Below are 23,310 nucleotides of genomic sequence, written 5' to 3' on the forward strand. Positions count from 1 at the left end.
CGCGGGGTGTGCATATTACGCTTTCCCGCTGCAGAGTCAAGTGTTTATTTTCACTTTTCTCTGCGGAGTTCTCACCGGCATTCGCCTGAGAACCCTGCTGACCCGGCGGCTTGTTTGCCGTTGTTCCGTGTCAGTGGAGGCGCATTATAGGGAGTTCTTGTGAAGTGACAAGCATAAAATTCAAAAAAATTATCGTTCGCTCATATTTCATTCATAGCGGCGGTTAAAGCGGCGCTTTGCTGTTTAACTGAGCGATTTTGCGTGCAAATTCGGTCACCTGCTGCCAGTCGGTGTAGACCACTTCTTTACGGGTATCCGTTTCGCCACCCGTCATCTTCATAATGAGTTGAATCATCAGACGATCAAACCAGCGATAACGCGGGTAACGCAGCGCACCTGCAAACACGACGCACTCATCAGGACGCCATGGCGAACGCAGCAAAAACTTACGGGTGTAGTTGTTAGTCTGCGGGGTGCGTTTCTCGGGCTTGCGCGCGACAAGGTTTACAGAGAAGAACGCGCCGGGCAGCGCATTCAGGTTTTTCTGGTGCTGCTTTACGAAATTGTCCAGCGCCGGGTTGAAATGACCATAACGAATTGAAGCGCCGATGACGACGCGCTCATAGGCTGACCAGTCAATCGTCCCGACACGATTGAGATTGAGCACATCGGTACTCACCCCCAGCTCGCTTAATTGCGAGGCCAGATAAGCGGCAATCTCACGCGTTTGTCCATCACGAGTAGAAAACAAAATTAGCGTTTTCACGTATAGCTCCCTTATTCGCGCCAGAAGGTCGGCGTGAACAGTACCAATAAGGTAAAGACCTCAAGACGACCAAACAGCATATTGGCAATCAGGATCCATTTCGCAATCGGGTTCATGCTGGCGAAGTTATCCGCCACTACACCAAGCCCCGGGCCCAGGTTATTGAGTGTCGCCACGACAGAAGCGAATGCGGAGAAGTCATCCACGCCGGTCGCAATGATAGCCAGCATGCTGACGATAAATACCAATGCATAGGCGGAGAAGAACCCCCATACCGCTTCAAGAATACGCTCCGGCAGGGCACGGTTCCCCAGTTTGATGCTATATACCGCATTCGGATGCACCAGACGTTTCAGTTCACGGTTACCCTGTTTAAACAGCAGCAGAATACGAATAACTTTCAGGCCGCCCCCCGTCGAGCCCGCGCAGCCGCCGATAAAGGCTGAGCAGAGCAACAGCACCGGCAGGAATAACGGCCAACGAGAGATACTGTCGGTCGTGAAGCCTGCGGTTGTCGCCATCGACACCACCTGGAAGAAAGCCTGGTTGAGCGTCGTCATCGCCGAACTGTAGACATTATGGAACCACAGCATCACGGTGCAGATCACCACCAGCGTCAACTGTACGCCGATGAACATGCGAAATTCAGGATCGCGCCAGTACACTTTCAGACTGCGACCGCTAAGTAAAGAGAAGTGCAGACCATAGTTACAGCCGGAGATCAGAAGGAAAATGGCGATAATGGTGTTAATCGTAGGGCTGTCGAAGTAACCCACGCTGGCATCATGCGTCGAAAAGCCGCCAATCGCGATGGTTGAGAAGCTGTGCCCGATTGCATCGAAAGCGGGCATACCGGCAAACCACAATGCCAGCGCACAGGCGATAGTCAGCAATACATAGATGAGCCACAGCGTCTTCGCTGTTTCGGCAATACGCGGACGCATTTTATTGTCTTTCAGCGGCCCTGGCATTTCAGCGCGATAGAGCTGCATACCCCCGACGCCCAGAATAGGCAGAATCGCCACCGCCAGCACGATGATCCCCATACCACCAAACCACTGCAACATCTGACGATAAAAGAGAATGGCATGAGGCAACGAGTCCAGCCCCACCAGCGTGGTGGCCCCCGTCGTCGTTAACCCAGAGAACGATTCGAAAAAAGCATCCGTCACCGTCAGGTTTGGACTTTCAGAGAAGATAAAAGGCAACGCCCCCACACTACCCAGTACGGTCCAGAACAGCACAACGATCAGAAAACCCTCGCGCGATTTCAACTCACTCTTTTCACGGCGGTTAGGCCACCACAGCAGAGAGCCAATCGCCAGCGCGACAAAGAATGTCTGTGTGAATGCCCTTCCTGCGCCATCACGATAGATAAGTGCAACCAGCCCTGGCAGAATCATCGTCCCGGAAAAGAGAATGATCAGAAGTCCAACAATTCGGGTTATGGCACGAAAATGCATCTCTGCCGCTTCCTTAGGTACGCAAAAATTAGGTGGGGATTATTCTTCAATCTTGTGTAATTGCAACGCACCACGACTGAAATCAGCAAGTTTTGTTGAAAAAGCAGCCAGTTCAGATTGCGGGAGTGCCACCCGAAGCCGAACAAATGCCTCGTATTCACTCGCAACAATCTTGCCGGAAAACTGCCCCAGCAGGGTTTCAACCCCGGTCAACTGCCCATATTCACATTGCAAAGTATATTCGGTTAATGGCGTCTTGCGCAGCGTCGTCAACTGCGCAAGCGCCTGGCTCACACCGCCGCCGTAAGCTTTAACCAGTCCACCGGTCCCCAACAACACGCCACCGTAGTAGCGCACCACTATGGCGGTCATTTCCCCGACCCCACTTCCCATTAGCTGGGCGAGCATCGGTTTTCCGGCTGTACCCGCAGGTTCACCATCATCAGAAAAGCCCAGTTGCTGCGAATCATTCGGCGGCCCGGCTACCCAGGCCACACAATGGTGTCGCGCATCCGGGTGTTCAGCACGTACTGACTCGACAAACGCCTTAGCCGCTTCCACACCATCAGTATGGGCCAGGTATGTAATAAAACGGCTTTTCTTGATCTCTTCGACAAAGGTGACCGGCGCTGCCGGTATCAACCAGCTATCCATTACGCCAGTTTCAAATCACGCGTCATATTTTCAATACTGTTTTCGTGAATCACCACGTTGTCTTCGATACGAATGCCGCCAAATGGTTTAAGCGCCTCAATTTTCTGCCAGTTGAAGTGCTTGCTGAACGGGCCGTCACGCCATGGCGCCAGCAGTGATTCAATAAAGTAGATACCCGGCTCAATCGTCAGCACCATACGTGGTTGCAATACACGGGTACAACGCAGGTAAGGGTATTTGGACGGCGCCGCCAGGTGCGTACCGGTATCATCCTGCATAAAGCCTGCAACATCGTGCACCTGCAGGCCAAGTGGGTGACCAATGCCGTGTGGCATGAATGGACCGGTCAGGTCATTTTCGACCATTGCCTCTTCGCTCATATCAGAGATTATCTGATGTTTACGCAGCAGCTTCGCAATACGTTGATGGAACTGGAGGTGGTACTCGGTGTAGTTAACACCCGACTTCATCGTAGCGATCAACGCCAGTTGTTCATCATTAACATCTTTGACCAGATGGGCATAATCGTTATCGCTGTTGGCCGACCAGGTGCGGGTCAGGTCTGCGGCATAACCGTTATATTCCGCCCCTGCATCCAGCAAGAAACTACGCAGTTCTGCCGGTGCGCGATGATCCAGTTTGGTGTAATGAAGGACGGCGGCGTGCTCATTGAGCGCCACAATATTGCTGTAAGGCACATCGGTATCGCGATGCCCGGTTGCGGTCAAATAAGCCAGGTTGATATCAAATTCACTCATCCCGGAACGGAACGCCTCTTCCGCCGCACGATGCCCCATTACCGCCGTTTTCTGCGCTTCACGCATACATGCCAGTTCATAATCAGTTTTATAGGCGCGGTAATAGTGCAAGTAATCGATCACCCCTTTCGGGTTGATGTTACTGGCAGCGATATCCAGCGAAAGCGCGCGCTCGGGAACCGGGCCGATATACCCAATATTTCCGCGAGCAGCAGGTAACAGGCTGCCAATGCCGTCGGCTTTCGGCAGGGCAATCACCTCAACTTCGTCGGTCCAGAAGGAGGTCGGTAACGGCTCAACGTTGTGCCAGTAATCGACCGGCAGGTAGAACCACAGTTTCGGTTTGTTAACGCCATCGACCAGCAACCAGCAATTTGGAACCTGTGTGACCGGAACCCAGGCTTTAAACTGCGGATTGACTTTGAAAGGGTACGGATGGTCGTCGAGAAAGACATTGAACAGTTCACCGGAGTGAATCAACAGCGCGTCCAGTTTAAAGCGGGCCAGCACGTCCCGGGTACGTTCCTGGAGCGTAACGATATGATTTTTATACAGCGCAGCCAGTGAGTCCATCATTCTTCCTTCTGTTTTTTGAGCTCAAGTTTTTGCATCTTAGCATACCTGATCCCGGTAGGGTGATTTCGGCTGAGCGTGATCAAACTAGCAATTCTTTAAAGATAAATTTGCAATTTATTAACATAAAAACCACACTCCGCTTCATCTGGTATGACCAGATCCCTTGCTGGATTCAGGAGACTGACATGCTCTACAAAGGCGATACCCTATATATCAACTGGCTGGAAGATGGCATTGCCGAACTGGTGTTCGATGCCCCCGGGTCGGTGAATAAGTTAGACACGGCAACCGTAGCCAGCCTCGGCCAGGCGCTGGACGTGCTGGAAAAACAGGCGGATTTAAAAGGCCTGCTGCTGCGCTCAGAAAAAGCGGCGTTTATTGTCGGTGCCGATATTACCGAATTCCTCTCTCTGTTCCTGGTTCCGGCAGAACAACTGAGTACCTGGCTGCACTTTGCCAATAGCGTGTTCAATCGCCTGGAAGATTTGCCGGTACCGACCATTTCTGCCGTAAACGGCTATGCGCTGGGCGGCGGCTGCGAGTGCGTGCTCGCCACCGACTACCGTCTGGCGACGCCGGATCTGCGCATCGGTCTGCCGGAAACGAAACTGGGCATCATGCCTGGTTTTGGCGGTTCCGTCCGTATGCCACGTCTGCTGGGCGCCGACAGTGCGCTGGAAATCATTGCCGCCGGGAAAGATGTTGGCGCCGAAGAGGCGCTGAAAATTGGCCTGGTCGATGGCGTAGTTCAGCCGGAAAAATTAAAAGCAGGCGCAGTGGCGATTTTACGTCAGGCGATTAACGGCGATCTCGACTGGAGAGCCAAACGCCAGCCGAAGCTGGAGCCGCTGCACTTAAGTAAAATCGAAGCCACCATGAGCTTTACGATTGCCAAAGGTATGGTCGCGCAGACAGCAGGTAAACATTACCCCGCCCCCATAACAGCGGTTAAAACCATTGAAGCAGCCGCTCGCTTTGGCCGTGAAGAAGCCCTGAAACTTGAAAATCAAAGTTTTGTTCCTCTGGCGCACAGTAAAGAAGCCCGCGCACTGGTCGGTATTTTCCTCAACGATCAATACGTGAAAGGCAAAGCGAAAAAACTGACCAAAGATGTCGAGACACCAAAACAGGCCGCCGTGCTGGGTGCGGGTATTATGGGCGGCGGTATTGCTTACCAGTCTGCCTGGAAAGGCGTGCCGGTCATTATGAAAGACATCAATGACAAATCGCTGACGCTGGGTATGAGTGAAGCGGGTAAGCTGCTTAATAAACAGCTTGAACGCGGCAAAATCGATGGACTAAAACTGGCCGGGGTCATTTCCACTATTCACCCGACCCTCGACTATGCCGGCTTTGAGCGCGTGGATGTCGTAGTCGAAGCGGTTGTTGAAAACCCGAAAGTGAAAAAAGCCGTTCTCGCAGAAACCGAAGAAAAGGTAAGCCCGGATACCGTCCTGGCGTCAAACACCTCCACGATCCCGATTTCCGAACTGGCAAGCGTGCTTAAACGCCCGGAAAACTTCTGCGGGATGCACTTCTTTAACCCGGTACACCGTATGCCGCTGGTTGAAGTCATTCGCGGTGAAAAAACGTCTGATAAGACCATCGCTAAAGTCGTGGCATGGGCGAGCAAAATGGGCAAAACACCGATCGTGGTGAATGACTGCCCGGGATTCTTCGTCAATCGCGTGTTGTTCCCTTATTTTGCCGGCTTTAGCCAGTTGCTGCGTGACGGTGCGGATTTCCGCAAAGTCGATAAAGTCATGGAGAAAGTCTTTGGCTGGCCAATGGGCCCGGCATATTTGCTGGATGTGGTCGGTATCGACACGGCGCATCACGCGCAAGCCGTCATGGCGGCGGGCTTCCCGCAGCGGATGCAGAAAGATTATCGCGATGCTATCGACGCGCTGTTCGACGCTAACCGTTTCGGGCAGAAAAATGGCCTTGGCTTCTGGCGCTATAAAGAAGACAGCAAAGGCAAACCGAAGAAAGAAGAAGATGCCGAGGTAAATGCCCTGCTGGCAGAAGTTAGCCAGCCGAAGCGTGACTTTAGCGACGATGAGATTATCGCCCGTATGATGATCCCGATGGTCAACGAAGTGGTGCGCTGCCTGGAAGAAGGCATTATCGCCAGCCCGGCAGAAGCCGATATGGCGCTGGTCTACGGTCTCGGTTTCCCTCCGTTCCACGGCGGGGCATTCCGCTGGCTCGACACGCTTGGCAGCGCAAAATATCTCGATATGGCGCATCAGTTCCAGCACCTTGGCCCGCTCTATGAAGCCCCGGCCGGGCTGCGCGAGAAAGCGCGCCACAACGAAGCGTATTATCCCCCGGTTGAACCTGCCCGTCCGGCAGGCGAACTGAAAACGGCTTAAGGAGTCACAATGGAACAGGTTGTCATTGTCGATGCAATTCGCACCCCGATGGGCCGTTCAAAAGGCGGCGCATTTCGCAACGTGCGCGCGGAAGATCTCTCCGCGCACCTGATGCGCAGCCTGCTGGCGCGTAACCCGGCGCTGGACGCTTCTGCGATTGACGATATCTACTGGGGCTGCGTTCAGCAGACTCTGGAGCAGGGTTTCAACATTGCCCGCAACGCGTCATTGCTGGCGGAGATCCCCCATTCCGTACCTGCAGTAACCGTTAACCGTCTGTGCGGTTCATCAATGCAGGCGCTGCACGATGCCGCCCGGATGATCATGACCGGCGATGCGCAGGTCTGTCTGGTTGGCGGCGTGGAGCATATGGGTCATGTTCCGATGAGCCACGGCGTGGATTTCCATCCGGGTATGAGCCGCAATGTGGCGAAAGCCGCAGGAATGATGGGGCTTACCGCAGAGATGCTTTCCCGGATGCACGGCATCAGCCGCGAAATGCAGGACGCGTTTGGCGCGCGTTCTCATGCCCGCGCCTGGGCCGCCACACAGTCCGGGGCATTTAAAAATGAAATCATCCCCACCGGCGGCCACGATGCCGATGGCGTGTTAAAGCAATTTAATTATGACGAAGTCATTCGCCCGGAAACCACCGTTGAGGCGCTCTCGGCCTTAAGACCGGCGTTCGATCCGGTGAGCGGCACGGTCACTGCGGGGACCTCTTCCGCCTTGTCCGACGGCGCATCGGCAATGCTGGTCATGAGTGAGAGCCGTGCCCGCGAGTTAGGCCTGAAACCACGGGCGCGCGTACGCTCGATGGCTGTCGTCGGGTGCGACCCATCCATTATGGGTTATGGCCCGGTTCCGGCATCAAAGCTGGCGCTGAAAAAAGCGGGCCTGACCACCAGCGACATTGACCTGTTTGAAATGAACGAGGCCTTTGCCGCACAGATCCTACCGTGCATAAAAGATCTCGGGTTGATGGAGCAGATTGACGAGAAGATCAACCTCAACGGCGGTGCGATCGCACTCGGCCATCCGCTGGGTTGTTCAGGCACGCGTATCAGCACTACCCTGCTCAACCTGATGGAGCGCAAAGATGCCCAGTTTGGTCTGGCGACCATGTGTATCGGGCTGGGTCAGGGCATCGCAACGGTGTTCGAGCGGGTATAACACGATGCCGGGGCGCTTCGCGTGCCCGGCTTACAAAAATTGATCTCAAAGACATTGGCGCAAGAACAAGACGGCAAGCGACTACATCCCGATGCGCTTACAGAAGTAAGTGATTCGGGCAAATGAGTGCAGCCAACGCAGTTATGGTGTCAATGGCAAAGAAAGATTTAGTTGCCGTTTTCCCGCCTGTCAGGGGCGGGCTTTTTATTTCTTATTCTTCTCTCCATCCCTTACACTCCTTATGGGAGCGACACCACATCGACAAGGGAATGAAATGAAGAACGCTACTCTGGCTTTATCCTGTCTGTTTATTCTGTTACCCACATTCGCACTGGCAGCACGGACAGCGCTGGCAAATGAAGAGACCCGCCAGGAACAGATCATGGCACAACGCTGCCTGACATTTGGGCTCAATAAGCTCAGAGCCGACAATCCGGGATTACATGCGAAACTGCAAACCGCCAGGCCGAACGCCAGCACCGCGGTTATTGAGCGCTTCGATGAAAATATCGGTAGCCAGCATATTGCGACCCAGGTGACGGCAAACCTCGAAACGAAGCAAGGCGCGACAGGCGAGATGATGTGTCTGTTAGAAAACGATGAGCCGTTGTTTGTTTACTTCTACAACCTGGATGAGTGATTGCTGAAAACCACCACCTTCACGAAGGGGTGGTTTTCGGGAAGGCTTAAATAAACGCGAATGCGTCGCCAAACAGGCGGTCTTCACGTGCACCACGCTCATTGCAGAACAGGTCACGGGCGATTTTCGCCATCTCAAAACGTCCGGCGATATAGATATCATGCTCCGCCAGCGTACCGAAATCCTGCAATACGGCGGTCAAAACGGTTCCGCTGCGACCACGCCAGTTCTCTTCCGGCTGCTCAACCACCGGCACCACGCGCAGGTTCGGATGATCAACGGACAATGCTTCCAGCTCGGACAGATCGTACAGGTGCTTCTCTTCGCGCCCACCCCAGTAAATGGTGATATCACGGTTCGGGTTTTGCTCAAGCGCCGTCAACAAAATGGAACGCGCGTAGGAGAACCCGGTTCCCCCGGCAATCAGCACTAACGGACGCTCTTCATCGTCACGTAGCCAGGCGTCACCGTGCGGAAGATCCACCACAATTTCCCGGTCTTTCAGGATACGGTCCATCACCGCCATGGCGTAGAGATTTAATTCTGATGCGCCAATGTGCAGCTCGATAAAGTCGTGCTGGCTCGGCGTGGAAGCCAGAGAGAAGGGGCGTTTGTCTCGTTCATCCATCACTACCATTAAGTACTGGCCAGCGCGAAAAGAAAAAGCCGCTTCCGGCACTAAACGGACGCGATATACGGTATCGGTGATGGCGTCTACCGAGGTCACTTTACAGCTTAAGGTTGTCATGCGCTCCCTCTGTCGGGTTCATACTCGTTGTCGTAATGTCTGGCGAAAAACGGCGGCGCGTCAGGCACCTTTACCGTCACTAAAAATGGCCAGTTCATCCCAGATGGCGTCGATACGCGCCGTCACGTCAGGATCTTTCCTGATGGGGCGACCCCACTCTCGTTCGGTTTCGCCAGGCCATTTATTGGTGGCATCCAGGCCCATTTTTGAGCCAAGACCGGAAACCGGCGAGGCAAAGTCCAGGTAATCAATTGGCGTATTCTCCACCAGTACCGTGTCCCGCGCTGGGTCCATACGGGTGGTGATCGCCCAAATCACATCGTTCCAGTCACGCGCATTGACATCGTCGTCACACACAATCACGAACTTGGTGTACATAAACTGGCGCAAGAACGACCAGACGCCCATCATGACGCGTTTTGCATGACCTGCGTACTGTTTCTTCATGGTGACGACGGCAAGGCGATAAGAACAGCCCTCCGGCGGCAGATAAAAATCGACGATTTCCGGGAACTGCTTTTGCAAAATCGGGACGAACACTTCATTGAGCGCCACACCGAGCACGGCAGGTTCATCCGGCGGACGGCCGGTGTAGGTCGAATGGTAAATCGCGTCTTCACGCTGCGTAATGTGCGTGACGGTAAAGACCGGGAAGTTATCGACCTCGTTATAGTAGCCGGTATGGTCGCCATACGGCCCTTCGGGTGCCATCTCTCCAGCCTCAATATAGCCTTCCAGCACCATTTCCGCACTGGCCGGGACTTCTAAATCATTGGAGAGGCATTTGACGACTTCGGTTTTGGTGCCGCGCAGTAACCCGGCAAAAGCATATTCCGACAGGGTGTCCGGAACGGGCGTCACCGCCCCCAGAATCGTCGCCGGGTCCGCACCGAGAGCTACAGAGACTGGGAAACGTTCGCCCGGATGCGCCGCACACCACTCCTGAAAATCGAGTGCGCCGCCGCGATGGGACAACCAACGCATGATCAGCTTATTTTTACCAATCAGTTGCTGGCGATAAATGCCTAAATTCTGGCGCTCTTTTTGTGGTCCGCGCGTTACCGTCAACCCCCAGGTAATCAGCGGCGCGACATCATCGGGCCAGCACTGCATGATAGGGATTTTGGTGAGATCGACATCGTCACCCTGCACCACTTTTTGCTGGCAAGGCGCACCGCGCAGCCGTTTGGTCGGCATGTTCAGCACTTGTTTAAACTGGGGGAGCTTATCGAAAAGGTCGCGAAAGCCTTTTGGCGGCTCCGGCTCTTTCAGAAAGGCCAGTAATTTCCCCACTTCTCGCAGGGCGCTCACCTCTTCCTGCCCCATACCTAATGCAACCCGACGTGGCGTACCGAACAAATTGCACAGCACCGGCATCGTGTACCCTTTCGGGTTTTCGAACAGTAACGCTGGTCCTCCCGCGCGCAGGGTGCGGTCAGCAATTTCAGTCATCTCCAGATGGGGATCAACCGGTAATGTAATGCGTTTTAATTCACCCTGCTGTTCAAGCAGCGTCAGAAAATCACGTAGGTCATGGTATTTCATGGGGTTTATAATGGCCTCTTGCTAAGCGCTCTATTATACGGTGTTCATCTTCACGTTGCTGTAATTTTGTTAAATCAAGGTGAAAGAGGACGGTAAGTATTGTCGCCAGTTATAATCAACTTCGCCATCGCCTTAGGCTTTTGGTATGCTTGCTCACCGAACTTTCGGAAAAGAACATTATGCAATCCTGGTATTTACTTTACTGCAAACGAGGCCAGCTCCAGCGCGCCCAGGAACATCTTCAACGCCAGGCGGTCAACTGCCTGACGCCAATGATCTCACTGGAAAAAATGGTCCGTGGTAAACGTACCACGGTGAGCGAACCGCTCTTCCCAAATTATCTGTTTGTCGAGTTCGATCCCGAGGTGATTCACACCACCACGATTAATGCGACTCGCGGCGTTAGCCACTTTGTCCGTTTTGGCGCGAGCCCGGCACAGGTTCCTTCAACGGTTATCCATCAGCTTTCCCTGTATAAACCCGAGGGCGTTACCGACCCTGAAACGCCGTACCCCGGCGATAGTGTGATCATTACCGAAGGGGCGCTGGAAGGGTTACAGGCTATCTTTAAAGAGCCGGACGGCGAAGCCCGTTCCATGCTGCTGCTTAACCTGCTGAACAAACAGGTGCTACAGAGCATCAAAAACACCGACTTCCGTAAAGTCTGATCCTGCGTTAAAGCCTGATGCCAAATAGCGTCTGCACGTTTTGATTCGTCACGTCGCTAAGCCATTGGGCATCTTCACCGCGCAACTGAGCGACACAGGCCAGAATATGCCCCAGATGCGCGGGTTCGTTGCGTCTTGATGCCGGTTTCGGCGACAAATCACGCGGCAGCAAATACGGCGCATCGGTTTCTACAAACAGACGGTCTGCGGGAATATGCGGCAACACGTCGCGCAGTTCCAGTCCACGCCGTTCATCACACACCCAGCCGGTAATACCCAGATAGACACCCCGCGCCAGACACGCCTGCGCTTCGTCTAATGTGCCGGTGAAACAGTGCAGCACCGCACCGGGCAAGCGGGGAAGCCAGGGATCCAGGAGCGCCAGAAAACGGTCATGGGCATCGCGACAGTGTAAAAAAACGGGCATACCACGTTCTGCCGCCAGCGCCAGTTGCGCGGAAAAAGCCCGCTCCTGCTCTTCAGGGGTCGAGAAATTACGGTTGAAATCGAGCCCACACTCGCCAATTGCCACCACTTCTGGCTGGGCGGCAAGCTGGCGGAGGGCATCTGCCGTGTCCTGCGTCCAGCTACTGCTATCGTGCGGGTGTACGCCGGCGGTGGACCAGCAGCGTGGGTAGTGTTTTGCCAGTTGTTGCGCCTGCTGACTTTCATGCAGATTAGTGCCAGTCAGCAGCATGCCGCTGACACCCGCCGCCTGCGCGCGCGCCACCACATCATCACGATCTTTGGCAAACTGGGAACTGGTGAGATTCACACCGATATCAAACATACAGCGCTCCAGACAACAACCGCCCTGACGGGCGGCTGGATTTACTCTTCTGTCGTGGTTTCTTCTTGGTCTTCGTCAACCTGACGGCGTTTGCCGGTGTAGAAGCGCGCGAAAAAGACGCCCACCTCAAACAGACAGTACATAGGTATGGCCAGCAACGTCTGGGAGAAAACATCCGGCGGCGTCAGCAACATGCCCACCACAAATGCCCCTACCAGCACATAGGGTCGCTTCTGGCGCAACGATTGCGGCGTTGTTATACCCATCCAGCACAGCAGCACGATGGCGACAGGCACTTCAAAAGCGACGCCAAAGGCCATAAACAGCCCCATGACGAAATTCAAATAACTGGCAATATCGGTCGAGACAAGCACGCCTTCCGGTGCCGTATGCGTCAGGAAGCCAAACGCCAGCGGGAACACCACAAAGTAGGCGAATGCCATACCGATATAGAACAGCAGCGAACTGGAAACCAGCAGCGGGATGATCAGACGGCGCTCATGTTTGTAGAGCGCCGGTGCCACAAACGCCCACACCTGATAAAGAATGACCGGTGCCGAGAGAATCAGCGACACCATGAAGGTCAATTTGATCGGCGTGAAAAAGGGTGACGCCACATCGGTTGCGATCATCGTCGCACCCAGCGGCATCTGTTTAATCAAGGGCGCTGAAACTATCTGATAGATGTCATTGGCAAAATAAACCAGCGCCAGAAAGATCACGATAACGGCAATAATGCAGTTTAACAGGCGCTTACGTAGCTCAATCAAATGCGTGATGAGCGGTTGAGTATCATCGACAGCCATGTTCAGGATTTATCACTTGAAGAAGGGGTCGCCTCAGAAGCCGTTTTCGCTTCTGCGGCCTGAGTTACGGTTTTTTTCGCCTCCGGCGCATCCTGAATGTCAGGAGCCTGCTCCGGTGCGCTGGCCTGCGCTTCTGCCGTTGCCGGAGTGACGCCTTCGTGCTGCGCTTCGTTACCTTTCACCACCGGGTTATGGATAGTGTGCGCTTCATCGCTGGCCTTTTCCGGATCGTTGACGGTATAGGAACGTTTCATCGACTCGGCTGCCTGGCGCAACTCATCCATTGATGCCTTTAGTTCCGGCGTCAGGTTGTCCAGGCTGGCTTTCTCAACTTTCTTGAGGCTGTCCTGAAACTCTTGCAGCTTAAGCTCCTGAGTCAGCTCATTTTGCACCGTCGTCGCCAGCGAGCGCAGCGCGCGGATCCAGCCCACAATCGTACGCACCGCAACGGGTAAACGCTGCGGCCCCAGTACCACAAGGCCGATGACGAAGACTAATAGCAGTTCGCTAAAACCAATATCAAACACGAATTACACCTGTTCTTTGTCGTGACGCTTTTCGTCTTTCTTCACGTCCTCTTGCTTATCAGCAAGAGATTTAGCAGTGAAATCCGCATCCTCTGCAGATTTGTCTTTGTCTTGCTTGTCATCATCGCTCATGGCCTTTTTAAAGCCTTTGATCGATGCACCCAAATCGGAACCGATAGAACCGAGTTTTTTCGTTCCAAACAGCAGCACGACGATAACCGCAACAATCAACAACTGCCAAATACTGATACCACCCATACATAGTCCTCTGTAGGAGATGATGAAAACAAGCCACAGTATACGTTACCGTGCCTCCCAGGGGCGATGTTAAAATCAGCGAGTTTTGCGCCAACCGACAATCCAGGTTAATAAACCGATAGCCATTAACCATCCGGGGGCGAAACCCCATTCCGGGCGATTAATCAGCAACAGGGTTCCACTCAACATCAGCGTCGCGCCGATGCCAAACAGATAACGGGATTGCCCCTGACGCACATGGTTGGTCTGCAACTCGCTGGCGATCCTATCAACGCTATGCTGCAATTGCTTACCCTGCCGCAAGCTGTTGTACACCAGTTCAGGAAGCTCTGGCATTTTCTCGATCCAGAAGGGCCCTTTCTCTTTCACCGCTTTCAACAGCGCCGGTATACCCACCTGATCTTTAATCCACGACTCCAGGAATGGCTTCGCCGTTTTCCAGAGATCCAGTTGTGGATAAAGCTGACGACCCACACCCTCAATATAAAGCAGGGTTTTCTGCAGCAGCACCAGTTGCGGCTGGACTTCCATATTGAAACGGCGTGCGGTGTTAAACAGGTTCAGCAGCACATGGCCAAACGATATTTCCGCCAGCGGCTTTTCAAAAATCGGTTCGCACACGGTACGAATGGCAAATTCGAAATCTTCAACGTTCGTATCCGGCGGCACCCAGCCGGAATCGACATGCAGCTCAGCCACCTTGCGGTAATCGCGGTTGAAGAAGGCGATAAAGTTTTCCGCAAGATAACGCTTATCTTCTTTGTTCAGCGACCCGACGATACCGCAGTCGATACCGATATACTGGGGGTTTTCCGGGTGTTCAAAGCTGACGAAAATATTGCCAGGATGCATATCGGCATGGAAGAAACTATCGCGGAAAACCTGGGTGAAGAACACCTGAACACCGCGCTCAGCCAACAATTTCATGTTGGTTCCGTTTTTCTCCAGTGTCGCCACATCGGAGACCGGAATGCCGTAGATGCGCTCCATCACCATCATGTTCTGGCTACAGTAGTCCGGATACACTTCGGGAATATAGAGCATCGGGCTGTTTTCAAAGTTACGTCGCAGTTGGATAGCGTTCGCCGACTCACGGAGTAAATCGAGTTCGTCGATCAACGTTTTTTCGTACTCGCGCACCACTTCTTGCGGACGCAGACGACGCCCGTCCGGCAGCAAGCGCGGCACCCAGCCAGCCAGACGGTAAATGAGTTTTAAGTCTGCTTTGATGATCGGCAGAATGTCCGGGCGGATAACTTTAATGACCACCTCTTTGCCGTTCTCTTTCAACCGCGCGGTATGTACCTGGGCAATGGAAGCGGAGGCCAGCGGCTCAATCTCGAAATCATCAAACCACGCCTCAACGGGCAGACCGCCCATCGCTTTTTCAATCTGCTGTTTGGCCAGTACGCCATCGAAAGGGGCCACTCTGTCCTGCAACATAGCCAGTTGATCGGCGATATGCGGCGGGAAGAGATCGCGTCGGGTAGAGAGCATTTGCCCGAATTTAATCCATACCGGACCTAACTCCTGTAACGCCAGGCGTAAGCGTACCCCAAGTGCTTTCTCTTTATGCCGATTGGGCATCCAGAATAGCGTGCGTCGCCAGAGTCGCAGCGGCAACGTAATACGCATGACGGGGATAAGCTCATCAAGGCCGTAACTTAAAAAGGTCTGGATGATGAAATAGAGGCGCCGAATTTCTCCTGGCGTCATTTGCCCTCCAGTTTATCCAGGCGTTTGCTGAATGCGTCCACTGCGCGTTCTACTGCGGCGGTTTCTTCCGCAAACCAGGCCACTTCCAGTGCCCCAGGCGCCAGACGCCACTCTTCGGTAAGCACTTCTGCCACATAGTTCTGCTGGCGCTCAAAGCCGTGGCGTACCAGAAACGCACCGTTACGCAGTGCTTTGCCAATCCCCTCAGCAGCCACATCGCCGGTATAAGGGGCCAGCAGTTCCGCAACATCGAATTCGGCCAGATCCATCAGCGCAACAAGATTTTGCACCACCTGAATATCGCCCTGGACTTCCAGTTCGCCCGAGCGAATCAGCGCAGTCAACTGCTGTCTGTCACGCAGCTTAGGCAAAACGCGAAGCTGGGTAATCACCGTACAATCAGCCTCGCCTTCCCACTCGCCCAGCACATCGACCTGGCGTTCACTAAAGGCCAGCACCAGTGGCGAAGCAAACTCTTTTAGCGCAATGCGCAACACTTTTCCCTGCAACCGCTGCCGGGCAGGTTTAAGCGCCCGCTCGCGATAGAAAAAGGTATTCAGCACACGCTCAACACCCGCAGTCACCAGTGGCTTAAAAGGCATGTGAACTCCTGTCAGAACTTGTAGCCACGATGCAGCGCAACAATGCCTGCGGTCATGTTGTAGTAATCGACGTTTTCAAATCCTGCGCTCTGCATCATCGCTTTCAGGGTTTCCTGATCCGGATGCATACGGATGGATTCCGCCAGATAGCGGTAGCTTTCCGCATCGCTGGCTACCAGTTGCCCAATGCGCGGCAGCACATGGAAAGAGTAGGCGTCATACACCTTGCTCAGCGGTTCAATAATCGGTTTGGAAAATTCCAGCACCAGCAGGCGTCCACCGGGTTTAAGCACGCGGTACATAGAACGCAGGGCACTCTCTTTTTCGGTGACATTACGCAGACCAAAAGAGATGGTGATGCAGTCAAACGTGTTATCCGGGAACGGCAGCGCTTCGGCATTCGCCTGGACATATTCAACGTTGCCGATAATGCCGATATTGCGCAGTTTTTCGCGGCCCATTTTGAGCATGGACTCGTTAATGTCTGCCAACACTACCTGACCTGTTTCGCCGACCAGACGAGAGAATTTAGCCGTCAGGTCGCCGGTTCCCCCGGCCAAATCGAGAACTTTTTGCCCGCGACGCACGCCGCTACAGTCGATCGTAAAACGTTTCCACAAACGGTGGATGCCCATCGACATTAAGTCGTTCATGACATCGTATTTTGCGGCAACCGAGTGGAACACGTGTGCCACCATCTCGGCTTTCTGATCTTTGGCGACGGTCTGAAAACCAAAGTGCGTCGTCTCTTTTGAATCTTCCGCCATCTTAGTGCCTGCTATTGAAGAAAATGTTCGTGAAGTGTAACAGATTGGGCGAGATTGCCCTACGTTTCAACCCTCCGCTGAACAGTTCATTAAGCGTGTGTTCTATAAGCAGCGGATACGAATCGGTTGTTTTTATTGTGAACCGCAAGCGTGGCAGGTGGGCAAAATACGGATTAATCCCGCCCTGGGAAACAGCAGATAAGCAAAAGGCCGGGCATGCCGGCCTTCATACGGAAGGAAATAATTACAGCAGACGGCGCGCGGCTTCTACCACGATTTTCACCGCATGGCTTTCCGTTTGCTTCATGGTCTCAGCGTTTGGAATTTCCTGCTGGGTACGGTTGACGATAACACCCGCCACCATCCCGGCACGCAGCCCCTGGCTTGAGCACATGGTCAGCAAGGTTGCGGATTCCATTTCGTAGTTCATTACGCCCATGGACTGCCACTCTTCCATAGAACCTTTGAAACGGCTCACCACGCGGCCGGAGAAGGTGTCATAACGCTCCTGGCCTGGGTAGAAGGTGTCGGAAGAGGCGGTCACACCGATATGGGTGGTTGCCCCCACTTCTTTCGCCGCAGCCACCAGCGCGGTGGTGCACTCGAAGTCAGCCACAGCCGGATATTCCATCGGCGCAAAATGCAGGCTTGCACCGTCCAGACGGACGGACGCGGTGGTGACCAGTACATCACCAACATTAATATTGGGCTGAATAGCGCCTGTCGTACCGACGCGCAGGAAAGTGCGGATACCCAGTTGGGCCAGCTCTTCTACAGCGATAGAGGTTGACGGGCCGCCGATACCGGTGGAGCAGACGATGACAGCTTTGCCATCCAGTTCAGCGCGCCAGGAGGTGAACTCGCGGTGAGATGCCAGCTTAACCGGCTTATCCATCAGCGCGGCGATCTTTTCCACACGCTCTGGATCGCCAGGGACGATGGCAAGCGTAGCCCCTTGTAAATCGTTCTTGGTGAGGCCGAGATGAAAAACATCAGACTTGGACATAAAAACTCCTCTGTGATCAGGGTTAGTCAGAAGAAGCAAAACGGTACTTTACAGAAGGTATGCACGCAATTTCGTGATTGAGATCTCCATGATGTAATTTGTTTGCATAACATTTCCATAAAATAGTGATATCAATCACATTAACACATTCAGCCGTCTCGCCCTGCTCCAAAGATAGCCTTTTTCGCGCAGGATGATTTGCGCTCTGTCGGACTATAGTTAGTGGAGCGCTAAATAAAGGGTATGGAGAACGCCATGACAACCAAAACATTACCGGGCTTCGCACCGGCGGCATCACCTCACGCTTCAACCACACTGCACACCCCGGAAGACGCCATCATCGCTGGCGAAACCACCATCCCAAGCCAGGGCGATAGCATGCCTGCGTACCATGCGCGGCCTAAAAATGCCTCCGATCCCCTGCCCGTGGTGCTGGTGATTCAGGAAATCTTCGGCGTACATGAGCATATTCGCGACCTGTGCCGCCGCCTTGCGCTCGAAGGGTATCTGGCCGTCGCCCCTGAACTCTATTTTCGTCAGGGTGACCCGAATGATTTCGCGGATATTCAGACCCTTTTTGATGGGCTGGTCATGAAGGTGCCCGATGCGCAGGTGCTGGCCGACCTCGATCATGTTGCCAACTGGGCGGCACGTAATGGCGGTGATGCTCATCGACTGTTGGCGACCGGTTTTTGCTGGGGAGGAAGGATTACCTGGCTGTACGCGGCCCATAACCCGCAATTGAAAGCCGCAGTCGCCTGGTATGGGAAACTGGTGGGACAAAAATCACTGAATTCACCGAAGCATCCGGTGGATATCGCCACCGACCTCAATGCGCCGGTCCTCGGTCTGTATGGCGCGCAGGATACGGGGATCCCGCTGGAGACGGTCGAGACCATGCGTCAGGCGTTACGCGCCGCCAACGCGCACGCCGAGATCGTGGTTTATCCTGACGCCGGGCACGCCTTCAACGCCGATTATCGTCCCAGCTACCATGAAGAATCAGCCAAAGATGGCTGGCGCCGGATGCTGGACTGGTTCGCCCAGTACGGTGGCGTAGCACGCTAATACTGCCTATGCAGAGCGACGCAGAACGGTATGATCTGTGTCGCTCGCGACACGTGCATGGCTCTCGTGCCGCTTAATCACGTTCCGCCAGTGGGACTATCTGCCACTCTTGTGGCGTTTCGCCAGGCGAGATCCACATTGGCACCGCGTTCCCCACGCGATCGCCATAAGGCGTGCCGAAGGCGTGGTAGCGGATCACACGGTAAACGCCAGAATGCGCCACAATTAACGGCGTATCGTATTGTTCCAGCAGGCTGTTAAGCGCATCCGTGACCCGGGTGCAAAACGTCTCCCAACTTTCACCGCCAGGCGGCGTACTTTCATACGGCGTTAACTCCGCCAGCGGACGGTTTTCCAGATCGCCCCAGTCGCGCTCACATAAATCCGGCATAACCACATGGGCCGCACCAGGCAGCGCCAGTTCGAGGGTGCGTTGGGCCCGCTTGAGCGAACTCACCGCCACACCATTCCAGTCATAACGGCCCAGAATGGGGGCAGCGGAACGTGCCTGCTGCTCCCCTTCGTCGGTCAGCGGCACATCCGTACTCCCGCCAATCACTTTATCGCGGTTAAGCGGCGTCTCGCCGTGACGAACAAAAACAAAGGGTTTGCATATCAGTGGCATAGATCCACCCCCAACATATTCTGTGTAACGATGTGGCATTCAGGTGCGAGTTGCCAGTCCTGGATGTCCTCTACATGAGTAAACATCGGCACCAGCTTGCTGCACTTTAGCATCGACACCAACAACATTAAGGTATTGAGAGTTGGATGCACATTCCAGCGGCAAAAATCCACTTCCCCGGCCAGCCACTGTTGATGGTTAAGGCGATTCATATGACCCGTAAACAGGGTACGATGGTGGAAATCTTTGCGTCGACGCAGTTCGCCCGCCACCCCACTTTGCCCATCAGGATCTGCGGCCAGAATCAGCGATGACTGGGCGGAAAACGCCGGAAGAGTGCGCAAAAGCTGCCGTAAATCTGCCTCTACATCCTCGCGCAAACTGCCGTCATTATGCTCGGCCATTTGCCTGAGTACCTCCTGACAGGGCGCATCAAGCGCGATATCGGTATGCCCCTCACGCGCCAGTAGCAGCGCCAGTTCCACCGCCCTGCCCGACGGCGGCACCGGACACAGCACCGGATGCGTCAGACGAGCACGCAATTTATCCCACTGCTGGCGTTGTGAAACGTTATAGAGCCCGTACGACGCATCCACCAGCGCAATCTGCGCAGGCGGCGGTGCATCAAAGCGAAACAGCGCCGATTCCATGCTGATATCGCCGCTGTAAAACAGGCCGCCGGCCACATTAAGATGAAACCACACCCCGCCCCAGGCGTGTCCGCAACTGCCCGTCGTCACCGTAATGTCGTCCAACTGGAATTGTCCGCGTACCGCAATGGGGTGAACGTTGTGCCCTGCGGGTAATGATTGTGCGGTGGTCTGCGTACAATAGACCGGGATGTGCGGCGCAAGACGATACAAACCGCCAATATGATCGACATGATCATGGCTAAGCAGGATCGCATCGATCTTTTCCGGTACTGGCCAGAGTTCCGTATGCGGATCCAGCGCACCGCCTGCATCCAGCAAAATACGTTGCCGGGGCGTGGAAACCAGAATCGCTGCGGGGGCTTTATGTCCCGCCCCACTGATAATCTCAATTTGTACCGTCACGCCGCCTCCAGGCACCATCCTTGTAACAGGCGCACACCGGCGCTCTGCTGTTCACGCAACGGCAAATGGTGGAAGGCGCTTAACCGCTGCCCATCCGGCAGACGCAGTTCCAGCAGGTAGCGTTCTCCCTGGAAAATGCAGCTTTCCACCGTTGCCTGCAACCCGCTATCACTCACCATGACATGCTCCGGGCGAACCAACACCTGCTGGCGCGGTTGTGTATTGTCGGGGGCAAGACCGTCATGCAATTGCACGCTATCCAGTTGTGCTTGCGGATACTGGGTTGCCAGCGACAGAATGCTGCCTTTACCGATAAACCCCGCCACCCAGGCATTTTGTGGATGCTGATAGAGCGTCTGCGGCGCCCCCCACTGCATTAATTCTCCCTGATGCATCACCGCAATGTGGCTGGCCAGCGCCATCGCCTCGGCCTGATCGTGGGTAACATAGACAAAAGTCGCCCCGGTACGGCGGTGAAACTCGCGAAACGTCTGCTCCATGGTGGCGCGCAGATGACGGTCAAGGTTCGCCAGCGGTTCATCGAGCAACACCACTTCCGGTTCCGATACCAGGCAACGGGCCAGCGCCACGCGTTGACGTTGACCGCCGCTAAGCTCCTGCGGCGAGCGCCCGGCATAAGCGCCCAGCTCCACCACATCCAGCGCTTCCATCACCCGCTTCTGGCGCGCAGCGCCATTCACTTTGCGCAATTTCAGCGGATAACCCACGTTTTCCGCCACTGTCATATGCGGCCAGAGTGCATAAGACTGAAATACCATCCCCATATCGCGGGTTTCCGGCGGCATATGCACCCGCGAGTCCGCCAGCAGGCGATCCCCCAGCAGCAAGCGCCCGGAAGAGAGGTGCTCAAGCCCGGCAAGAATACGCAGCGTGGTGGTTTTGCCACAGCCGCTCGGCCCCAGCAGTGCGGTGAAGGCCCCTTCGGGAATGGTCAGACTCAGATCCCGCACCACGGCCTGCTCTCCAAACACCTTGTTCAGCCGTTCCAGTATTAGCTCTGCCACGGGATAACTCCTTTGGGTAAATACTTGCCGAGACTGCTCAGCAATAACATGACGCAGGCCACCAGCCCCACGACTAACACGGAGATCGCCGAGGCCAGCACCTTGTTGCCGCTTTCGTCGAGATTAAAAATCACCACCCCGAGCGTCTCTTTACCGGCACTCCACAACAGCGCGGAAACGGTCAGCTCGTTGACGGCGGTCAGAAAGACCAGCAGCGCCCCGGCAAATGCGGCAGGGGCCAGCAGCGGCAACACAATATGGCGCAGACGCTGCGAAAAATTCGCCCCGGCCAGACTGGCCGCCTCTTCCATCGCCGGGTCAAGCTGCAACATGCTGTTATGCACCGGCTTTAGGCAGACCGTCAGAAAACGGGCAAGATAAGCGAGGAAAATGATGGTCAGCGTCCCACTCAGGCTGATACCCACCAGCGGCAGCGGACGGGCAAACAGCAAAATAAAGGCAATCGCCAGCACCACGCCCGGCAGGGTGTAGGGAATATCGATGACGCTATATAACCACCGCAGCGGACGGCTGGGATAGCGAACCAGTAGCCACGCCAGTGGCAGACACAGCAACATCAGAACCAGCGAGGCGCTCACGGAGAGCGAGATACTGTTAGTGAGTGCTCGCCAGGTAGCGCTCTGGTTATCAAACATCGCTCGCCAGGCGGCAAAGGTCAGGGTATCGGCATTCAGCGGCACGCCCAGCGTGGGTACCAGCGACGTTGCAATCAGCGCCAGCAGCGGTGCCAGCAGGATGGCGCACAACACCATTCCCAGCAGCACCTCAGTTGCCAGTCGCCATTTACCTAACTCAAAACTGAGCGCCCGCCCGGCCATCCCGATAAGCGGCAGCGCGTGACGACGCTGCATATATCCCTGCAAGGTCACGATACCAATGGCGAGCACGCCCATCAGCACAGACAGCGCCGCGACGTCGTTTAACATCGACGGACCAAAGCTGGAGAGCGTCTGGTAAATCTGAATCGGCAGTACAAAATAGGAAATGGGTATCCCGAGCATGGCGGGAATGCCGAAGTTACCCAGCGCGGAGACAAATGCAATCGCCGCACCGGCCCACAGCGCGGTACGGCACAGCGGCAATACGATATCGATAAACACCCGCCACAACGAGGCGCCATTCAGCCGCGCGGCTTCAATTTGCTCTTTTGGCAGACACTGTAGCTGCGTGCGCAGAGCCAGAAAGACCAGCGGCGCATGCTGGATCCCCAGCAATAGCGCGATGCCTTCCGGCGAGTAAAGGGGATTGGTACTGCCAAACCCCGGCGCGAGCCCAATACTGTTGAGCAAAATGCTGCTGGGGCCAAACAATTGTAACCAACTCAGGGCGGTGACCTGCGGGGGGATCATCATTGGCAGCATAAACAGGAAGACCCAAATCTGCTTGCTACGAATATTGGTCAGGGCCAGGCAAAAGGCGAAAAAACTGCCCAACAGCAGCGACAGCACCGTACCTAACCCGCTGGTATACAGGCTATTGTAGAGCGCAACCCAGGTGGATTCATTGCTCAACACGCGCCACAGGCTACTGTTGCTACCTTGCTGCCAGTCAAAGAGGGCGGAAATAAGCAGTCGCAGGCTGGGCAGCAGACTCAGCAAGGCGATTAGCGCGAGTAAAAGCCACAGCAGCCCTTTCGGCGGGCTGCTGGCGGTAGATTGGTGCAGTGTCATGTCCGTCA

23 protein-coding genes are annotated in these 23,310 nt (G+C 54.8%); 5 read left to right on the top strand and 18 right to left on the bottom strand.

Features of this window, described 5'->3' with window-relative positions:
- Nucleotides 1–223 precede the first annotated feature (223 nt).
- The 4 genes from hemG to pepQ are packed head-to-tail and all read right to left on the bottom strand — an operon-like array spanning nucleotide 224 to nucleotide 4,214.
- Nucleotides 224–766, bottom strand: a complete 543-nt coding sequence (gene hemG, locus ABIB59_RS24690; RefSeq protein ID WP_039077072.1) for a menaquinone-dependent protoporphyrinogen IX dehydrogenase — start codon at nucleotides 764–766, stop codon at nucleotides 224–226.
- 11 nt (nucleotides 767–777) lie between these two features.
- Nucleotides 778–2,229, bottom strand: coding sequence for a Trk system potassium transporter TrkH (trkH, locus tag ABIB59_RS24695; protein WP_039077071.1), 1,452 nt, complete (start codon nucleotides 2,227–2,229; stop codon nucleotides 778–780).
- A 39-nt stretch (nucleotides 2,230–2,268) separates the two neighbouring features.
- Entirely contained in the window at nucleotides 2,269–2,883 is a 615-nt protein-coding gene (locus tag ABIB59_RS24700) for an IMPACT family protein (protein ID WP_169038570.1), read from the bottom strand.
- Nucleotides 2,883–4,214 (bottom strand): Xaa-Pro dipeptidase, encoded by a 1,332-nt coding sequence (gene pepQ / locus ABIB59_RS24705; RefSeq protein WP_079498544.1) that lies wholly within the window; start codon nucleotides 4,212–4,214, stop codon nucleotides 2,883–2,885. Before pepQ ends, ABIB59_RS24700 begins: the two co-directional genes overlap by 1 nt.
- Before the next feature lie 188 nt (nucleotides 4,215–4,402).
- Between pepQ and fadB the strand changes: the two genes are divergently transcribed.
- From fadB to ABIB59_RS24720, 3 genes are all read left to right on the top strand, one after another.
- Nucleotides 4,403–6,592: a fatty acid oxidation complex subunit alpha FadB gene (gene fadB / locus ABIB59_RS24710; protein ID WP_039077068.1), complete on the top strand. Its 2,190-nt coding sequence runs from the start codon at nucleotides 4,403–4,405 to the stop codon at nucleotides 6,590–6,592.
- Nucleotides 6,593–6,601: 9 nt separating this feature from the next.
- Nucleotides 6,602–7,765: an acetyl-CoA C-acyltransferase FadA gene (fadA, locus tag ABIB59_RS24715; RefSeq protein ID WP_039077067.1), complete on the top strand. Its 1,164-nt coding sequence runs from the start codon at nucleotides 6,602–6,604 to the stop codon at nucleotides 7,763–7,765.
- A gap of 274 nt (nucleotides 7,766–8,039) precedes the next feature.
- On the top strand, nucleotides 8,040–8,405 hold the full coding sequence (locus ABIB59_RS24720; protein WP_082027053.1) for a hypothetical protein: 366 nt from the start codon (nucleotides 8,040–8,042) through the stop codon (nucleotides 8,403–8,405).
- Nucleotides 8,406–8,451: 46 nt separating this feature from the next.
- Here the strand turns inward: ABIB59_RS24720 and fre are convergent, their stop codons facing one another.
- Entirely contained in the window at nucleotides 8,452–9,153 is a 702-nt protein-coding gene (gene fre / locus ABIB59_RS24725; RefSeq protein ID WP_039077066.1) for an NAD(P)H-flavin reductase, read from the bottom strand.
- Nucleotides 9,154–9,213: 60 nt separating this feature from the next.
- On the bottom strand, nucleotides 9,214–10,698 hold the full coding sequence (gene ubiD / locus ABIB59_RS24730) for a 4-hydroxy-3-polyprenylbenzoate decarboxylase (RefSeq protein WP_064572394.1): 1,485 nt from the start codon (nucleotides 10,696–10,698) through the stop codon (nucleotides 9,214–9,216).
- A gap of 179 nt (nucleotides 10,699–10,877) precedes the next feature.
- Here ubiD and rfaH point away from each other — a divergent pair, with 179 nt between their 5' ends.
- Complete coding sequence (gene rfaH / locus ABIB59_RS24735; protein ID WP_039077064.1) at nucleotides 10,878–11,366, top strand: transcription/translation regulatory transformer protein RfaH; 489 nt, start codon at nucleotides 10,878–10,880, stop codon at nucleotides 11,364–11,366.
- A 7-nt stretch (nucleotides 11,367–11,373) separates the two neighbouring features.
- Here rfaH and tatD read toward each other — a convergent pair whose 3' ends face one another.
- The 8 genes from tatD to udp all read right to left on the bottom strand — a co-directional run bounded on the left by tatD (nucleotide 11,374) and on the right by udp (nucleotide 17,838).
- On the bottom strand, nucleotides 11,374–12,156 hold the full coding sequence (gene tatD, locus ABIB59_RS24740; protein ID WP_354037418.1) for a 3'-5' ssDNA/RNA exonuclease TatD: 783 nt from the start codon (nucleotides 12,154–12,156) through the stop codon (nucleotides 11,374–11,376).
- Nucleotides 12,157–12,197: 41 nt separating this feature from the next.
- Nucleotides 12,198–12,962, bottom strand: a complete 765-nt coding sequence (tatC, locus tag ABIB59_RS24745) for a Sec-independent protein translocase subunit TatC (protein ID WP_079498550.1) — start codon at nucleotides 12,960–12,962, stop codon at nucleotides 12,198–12,200.
- 2 nt (nucleotides 12,963–12,964) lie between these two features.
- Nucleotides 12,965–13,489, bottom strand: coding sequence for a Sec-independent protein translocase protein TatB (gene tatB / locus ABIB59_RS24750; RefSeq protein WP_039077061.1), 525 nt, complete (start codon nucleotides 13,487–13,489; stop codon nucleotides 12,965–12,967).
- Between the two features lie 3 nt (nucleotides 13,490–13,492).
- Nucleotides 13,493–13,747: a Sec-independent protein translocase subunit TatA gene (tatA, locus tag ABIB59_RS24755; RefSeq protein ID WP_039077060.1), complete on the bottom strand. Its 255-nt coding sequence runs from the start codon at nucleotides 13,745–13,747 to the stop codon at nucleotides 13,493–13,495.
- Between the two features lie 75 nt (nucleotides 13,748–13,822).
- On the bottom strand, nucleotides 13,823–15,463 hold the full coding sequence (ubiB, locus tag ABIB59_RS24760) for a ubiquinone biosynthesis regulatory protein kinase UbiB (protein WP_071195571.1): 1,641 nt from the start codon (nucleotides 15,461–15,463) through the stop codon (nucleotides 13,823–13,825).
- Nucleotides 15,460–16,065 (bottom strand): ubiquinone biosynthesis protein UbiJ, encoded by a 606-nt coding sequence (gene ubiJ / locus ABIB59_RS24765; protein WP_039077058.1) that lies wholly within the window; start codon nucleotides 16,063–16,065, stop codon nucleotides 15,460–15,462. Before ubiJ ends, ubiB begins: the two co-directional genes overlap by 4 nt.
- An 11-nt stretch (nucleotides 16,066–16,076) precedes the next feature.
- Nucleotides 16,077–16,832, bottom strand: coding sequence for a bifunctional demethylmenaquinone methyltransferase/2-methoxy-6-polyprenyl-1,4-benzoquinol methylase UbiE (gene ubiE, locus ABIB59_RS24770; protein WP_039077057.1), 756 nt, complete (start codon nucleotides 16,830–16,832; stop codon nucleotides 16,077–16,079).
- A 244-nt stretch (nucleotides 16,833–17,076) separates the two neighbouring features.
- The gene (gene udp, locus ABIB59_RS24775) at nucleotides 17,077–17,838 is read right to left on the bottom strand and encodes a uridine phosphorylase (protein ID WP_039077056.1); all 762 of its coding nucleotides are present in this window, start codon (nucleotides 17,836–17,838) and stop codon (nucleotides 17,077–17,079) included.
- Nucleotides 17,839–18,093: 255 nt separating this feature from the next.
- Here udp and ABIB59_RS24780 point away from each other — a divergent pair, with 255 nt between their 5' ends.
- Nucleotides 18,094–18,906 carry a dienelactone hydrolase family protein gene (locus ABIB59_RS24780; RefSeq protein WP_039077055.1) on the top strand — a complete coding sequence of 271 codons (813 nt, stop codon included), beginning with the start codon at nucleotides 18,094–18,096 and terminating at the stop codon, nucleotides 18,904–18,906.
- Nucleotides 18,907–18,979: 73 nt separating this feature from the next.
- Here the strand turns inward: ABIB59_RS24780 and ABIB59_RS24785 are convergent, their stop codons facing one another.
- The 4 genes from ABIB59_RS24785 to ABIB59_RS24800 are packed head-to-tail and all read right to left on the bottom strand — an operon-like array spanning nucleotide 18,980 to nucleotide 23,302.
- Nucleotides 18,980–19,531, bottom strand: coding sequence for a histidine phosphatase family protein (locus ABIB59_RS24785; protein WP_071195569.1), 552 nt, complete (start codon nucleotides 19,529–19,531; stop codon nucleotides 18,980–18,982).
- On the bottom strand, nucleotides 19,522–20,586 hold the full coding sequence (locus ABIB59_RS24790; protein ID WP_354037422.1) for an MBL fold metallo-hydrolase: 1,065 nt from the start codon (nucleotides 20,584–20,586) through the stop codon (nucleotides 19,522–19,524). Before ABIB59_RS24790 ends, ABIB59_RS24785 begins: the two co-directional genes overlap by 10 nt.
- Entirely contained in the window at nucleotides 20,583–21,611 is a 1,029-nt protein-coding gene (locus ABIB59_RS24795; protein ID WP_071195567.1) for an ABC transporter ATP-binding protein, read from the bottom strand. Before ABIB59_RS24795 ends, ABIB59_RS24790 begins: the two co-directional genes overlap by 4 nt.
- Entirely contained in the window at nucleotides 21,599–23,302 is a 1,704-nt protein-coding gene (locus ABIB59_RS24800) for an ABC transporter permease (RefSeq protein WP_169038574.1), read from the bottom strand. The genes ABIB59_RS24795 and ABIB59_RS24800 overlap by 13 nt, the downstream gene beginning before the upstream one ends.
- Between the last annotated feature and the right edge of the window lie 8 nt (nucleotides 23,303–23,310).

Source organism: Citrobacter sp. UYEF32, from assembly GCF_040546205.1.
Lineage (GTDB): Bacteria > Pseudomonadota > Gammaproteobacteria > Enterobacterales > Enterobacteriaceae > Phytobacter > Phytobacter diazotrophicus.

What these genes read in the sequence shown, in the direction of transcription:
- udp (WP_039077056.1), bottom strand. Translation starts at nt 17,838, where the DNA reads ATGTCCAAGTCTGATGTTTTTCATCTCGGCCTCACCAAGAACGATTTA.
- pepQ (WP_079498544.1), bottom strand. Translation starts at nt 4,214, where the DNA reads ATGGACTCACTGGCTGCGCTGTATAAAAATCATATCGTTACGCTCCAG.
- trkH (WP_039077071.1), bottom strand. Translation starts at nt 2,229, where the DNA reads ATGCATTTTCGTGCCATAACCCGAATTGTTGGACTTCTGATCATTCTC.
- tatC (WP_079498550.1), bottom strand. Translation starts at nt 12,962, where the DNA reads ATGGCTGTCGATGATACTCAACCGCTCATCACGCATTTGATTGAGCTA.
- ubiB (WP_071195571.1), bottom strand. Translation starts at nt 15,463, where the DNA reads ATGACGCCAGGAGAAATTCGGCGCCTCTATTTCATCATCCAGACCTTT.
- ubiJ (WP_039077058.1), bottom strand. Translation starts at nt 16,065, where the DNA reads ATGCCTTTTAAGCCACTGGTGACTGCGGGTGTTGAGCGTGTGCTGAAT.
- tatA (WP_039077060.1), bottom strand. Translation starts at nt 13,747, where the DNA reads ATGGGTGGTATCAGTATTTGGCAGTTGTTGATTGTTGCGGTTATCGTC.
- ABIB59_RS24785 (WP_071195569.1), bottom strand. Translation starts at nt 19,531, where the DNA reads ATGCCACTGATATGCAAACCCTTTGTTTTTGTTCGTCACGGCGAGACG.
- tatD (WP_354037418.1), bottom strand. Translation starts at nt 12,156, where the DNA reads ATGTTTGATATCGGTGTGAATCTCACCAGTTCCCAGTTTGCCAAAGAT.
- ubiE (WP_039077057.1), bottom strand. Translation starts at nt 16,832, where the DNA reads ATGGCGGAAGATTCAAAAGAGACGACGCACTTTGGTTTTCAGACCGTC.
- ABIB59_RS24780 (WP_039077055.1), top strand. Translation starts at nt 18,094, where the DNA reads ATGACAACCAAAACATTACCGGGCTTCGCACCGGCGGCATCACCTCAC.
- ABIB59_RS24800 (WP_169038574.1), bottom strand. Translation starts at nt 23,302, where the DNA reads ATGACACTGCACCAATCTACCGCCAGCAGCCCGCCGAAAGGGCTGCTG.
- fadB (WP_039077068.1), top strand. Translation starts at nt 4,403, where the DNA reads ATGCTCTACAAAGGCGATACCCTATATATCAACTGGCTGGAAGATGGC.
- ABIB59_RS24700 (WP_169038570.1), bottom strand. Translation starts at nt 2,883, where the DNA reads ATGGATAGCTGGTTGATACCGGCAGCGCCGGTCACCTTTGTCGAAGAG.
- fre (WP_039077066.1), bottom strand. Translation starts at nt 9,153, where the DNA reads ATGACAACCTTAAGCTGTAAAGTGACCTCGGTAGACGCCATCACCGAT.
- rfaH (WP_039077064.1), top strand. Translation starts at nt 10,878, where the DNA reads ATGCAATCCTGGTATTTACTTTACTGCAAACGAGGCCAGCTCCAGCGC.
- ubiD (WP_064572394.1), bottom strand. Translation starts at nt 10,698, where the DNA reads ATGAAATACCATGACCTACGTGATTTTCTGACGCTGCTTGAACAGCAG.
- ABIB59_RS24720 (WP_082027053.1), top strand. Translation starts at nt 8,040, where the DNA reads ATGAAGAACGCTACTCTGGCTTTATCCTGTCTGTTTATTCTGTTACCC.
- fadA (WP_039077067.1), top strand. Translation starts at nt 6,602, where the DNA reads ATGGAACAGGTTGTCATTGTCGATGCAATTCGCACCCCGATGGGCCGT.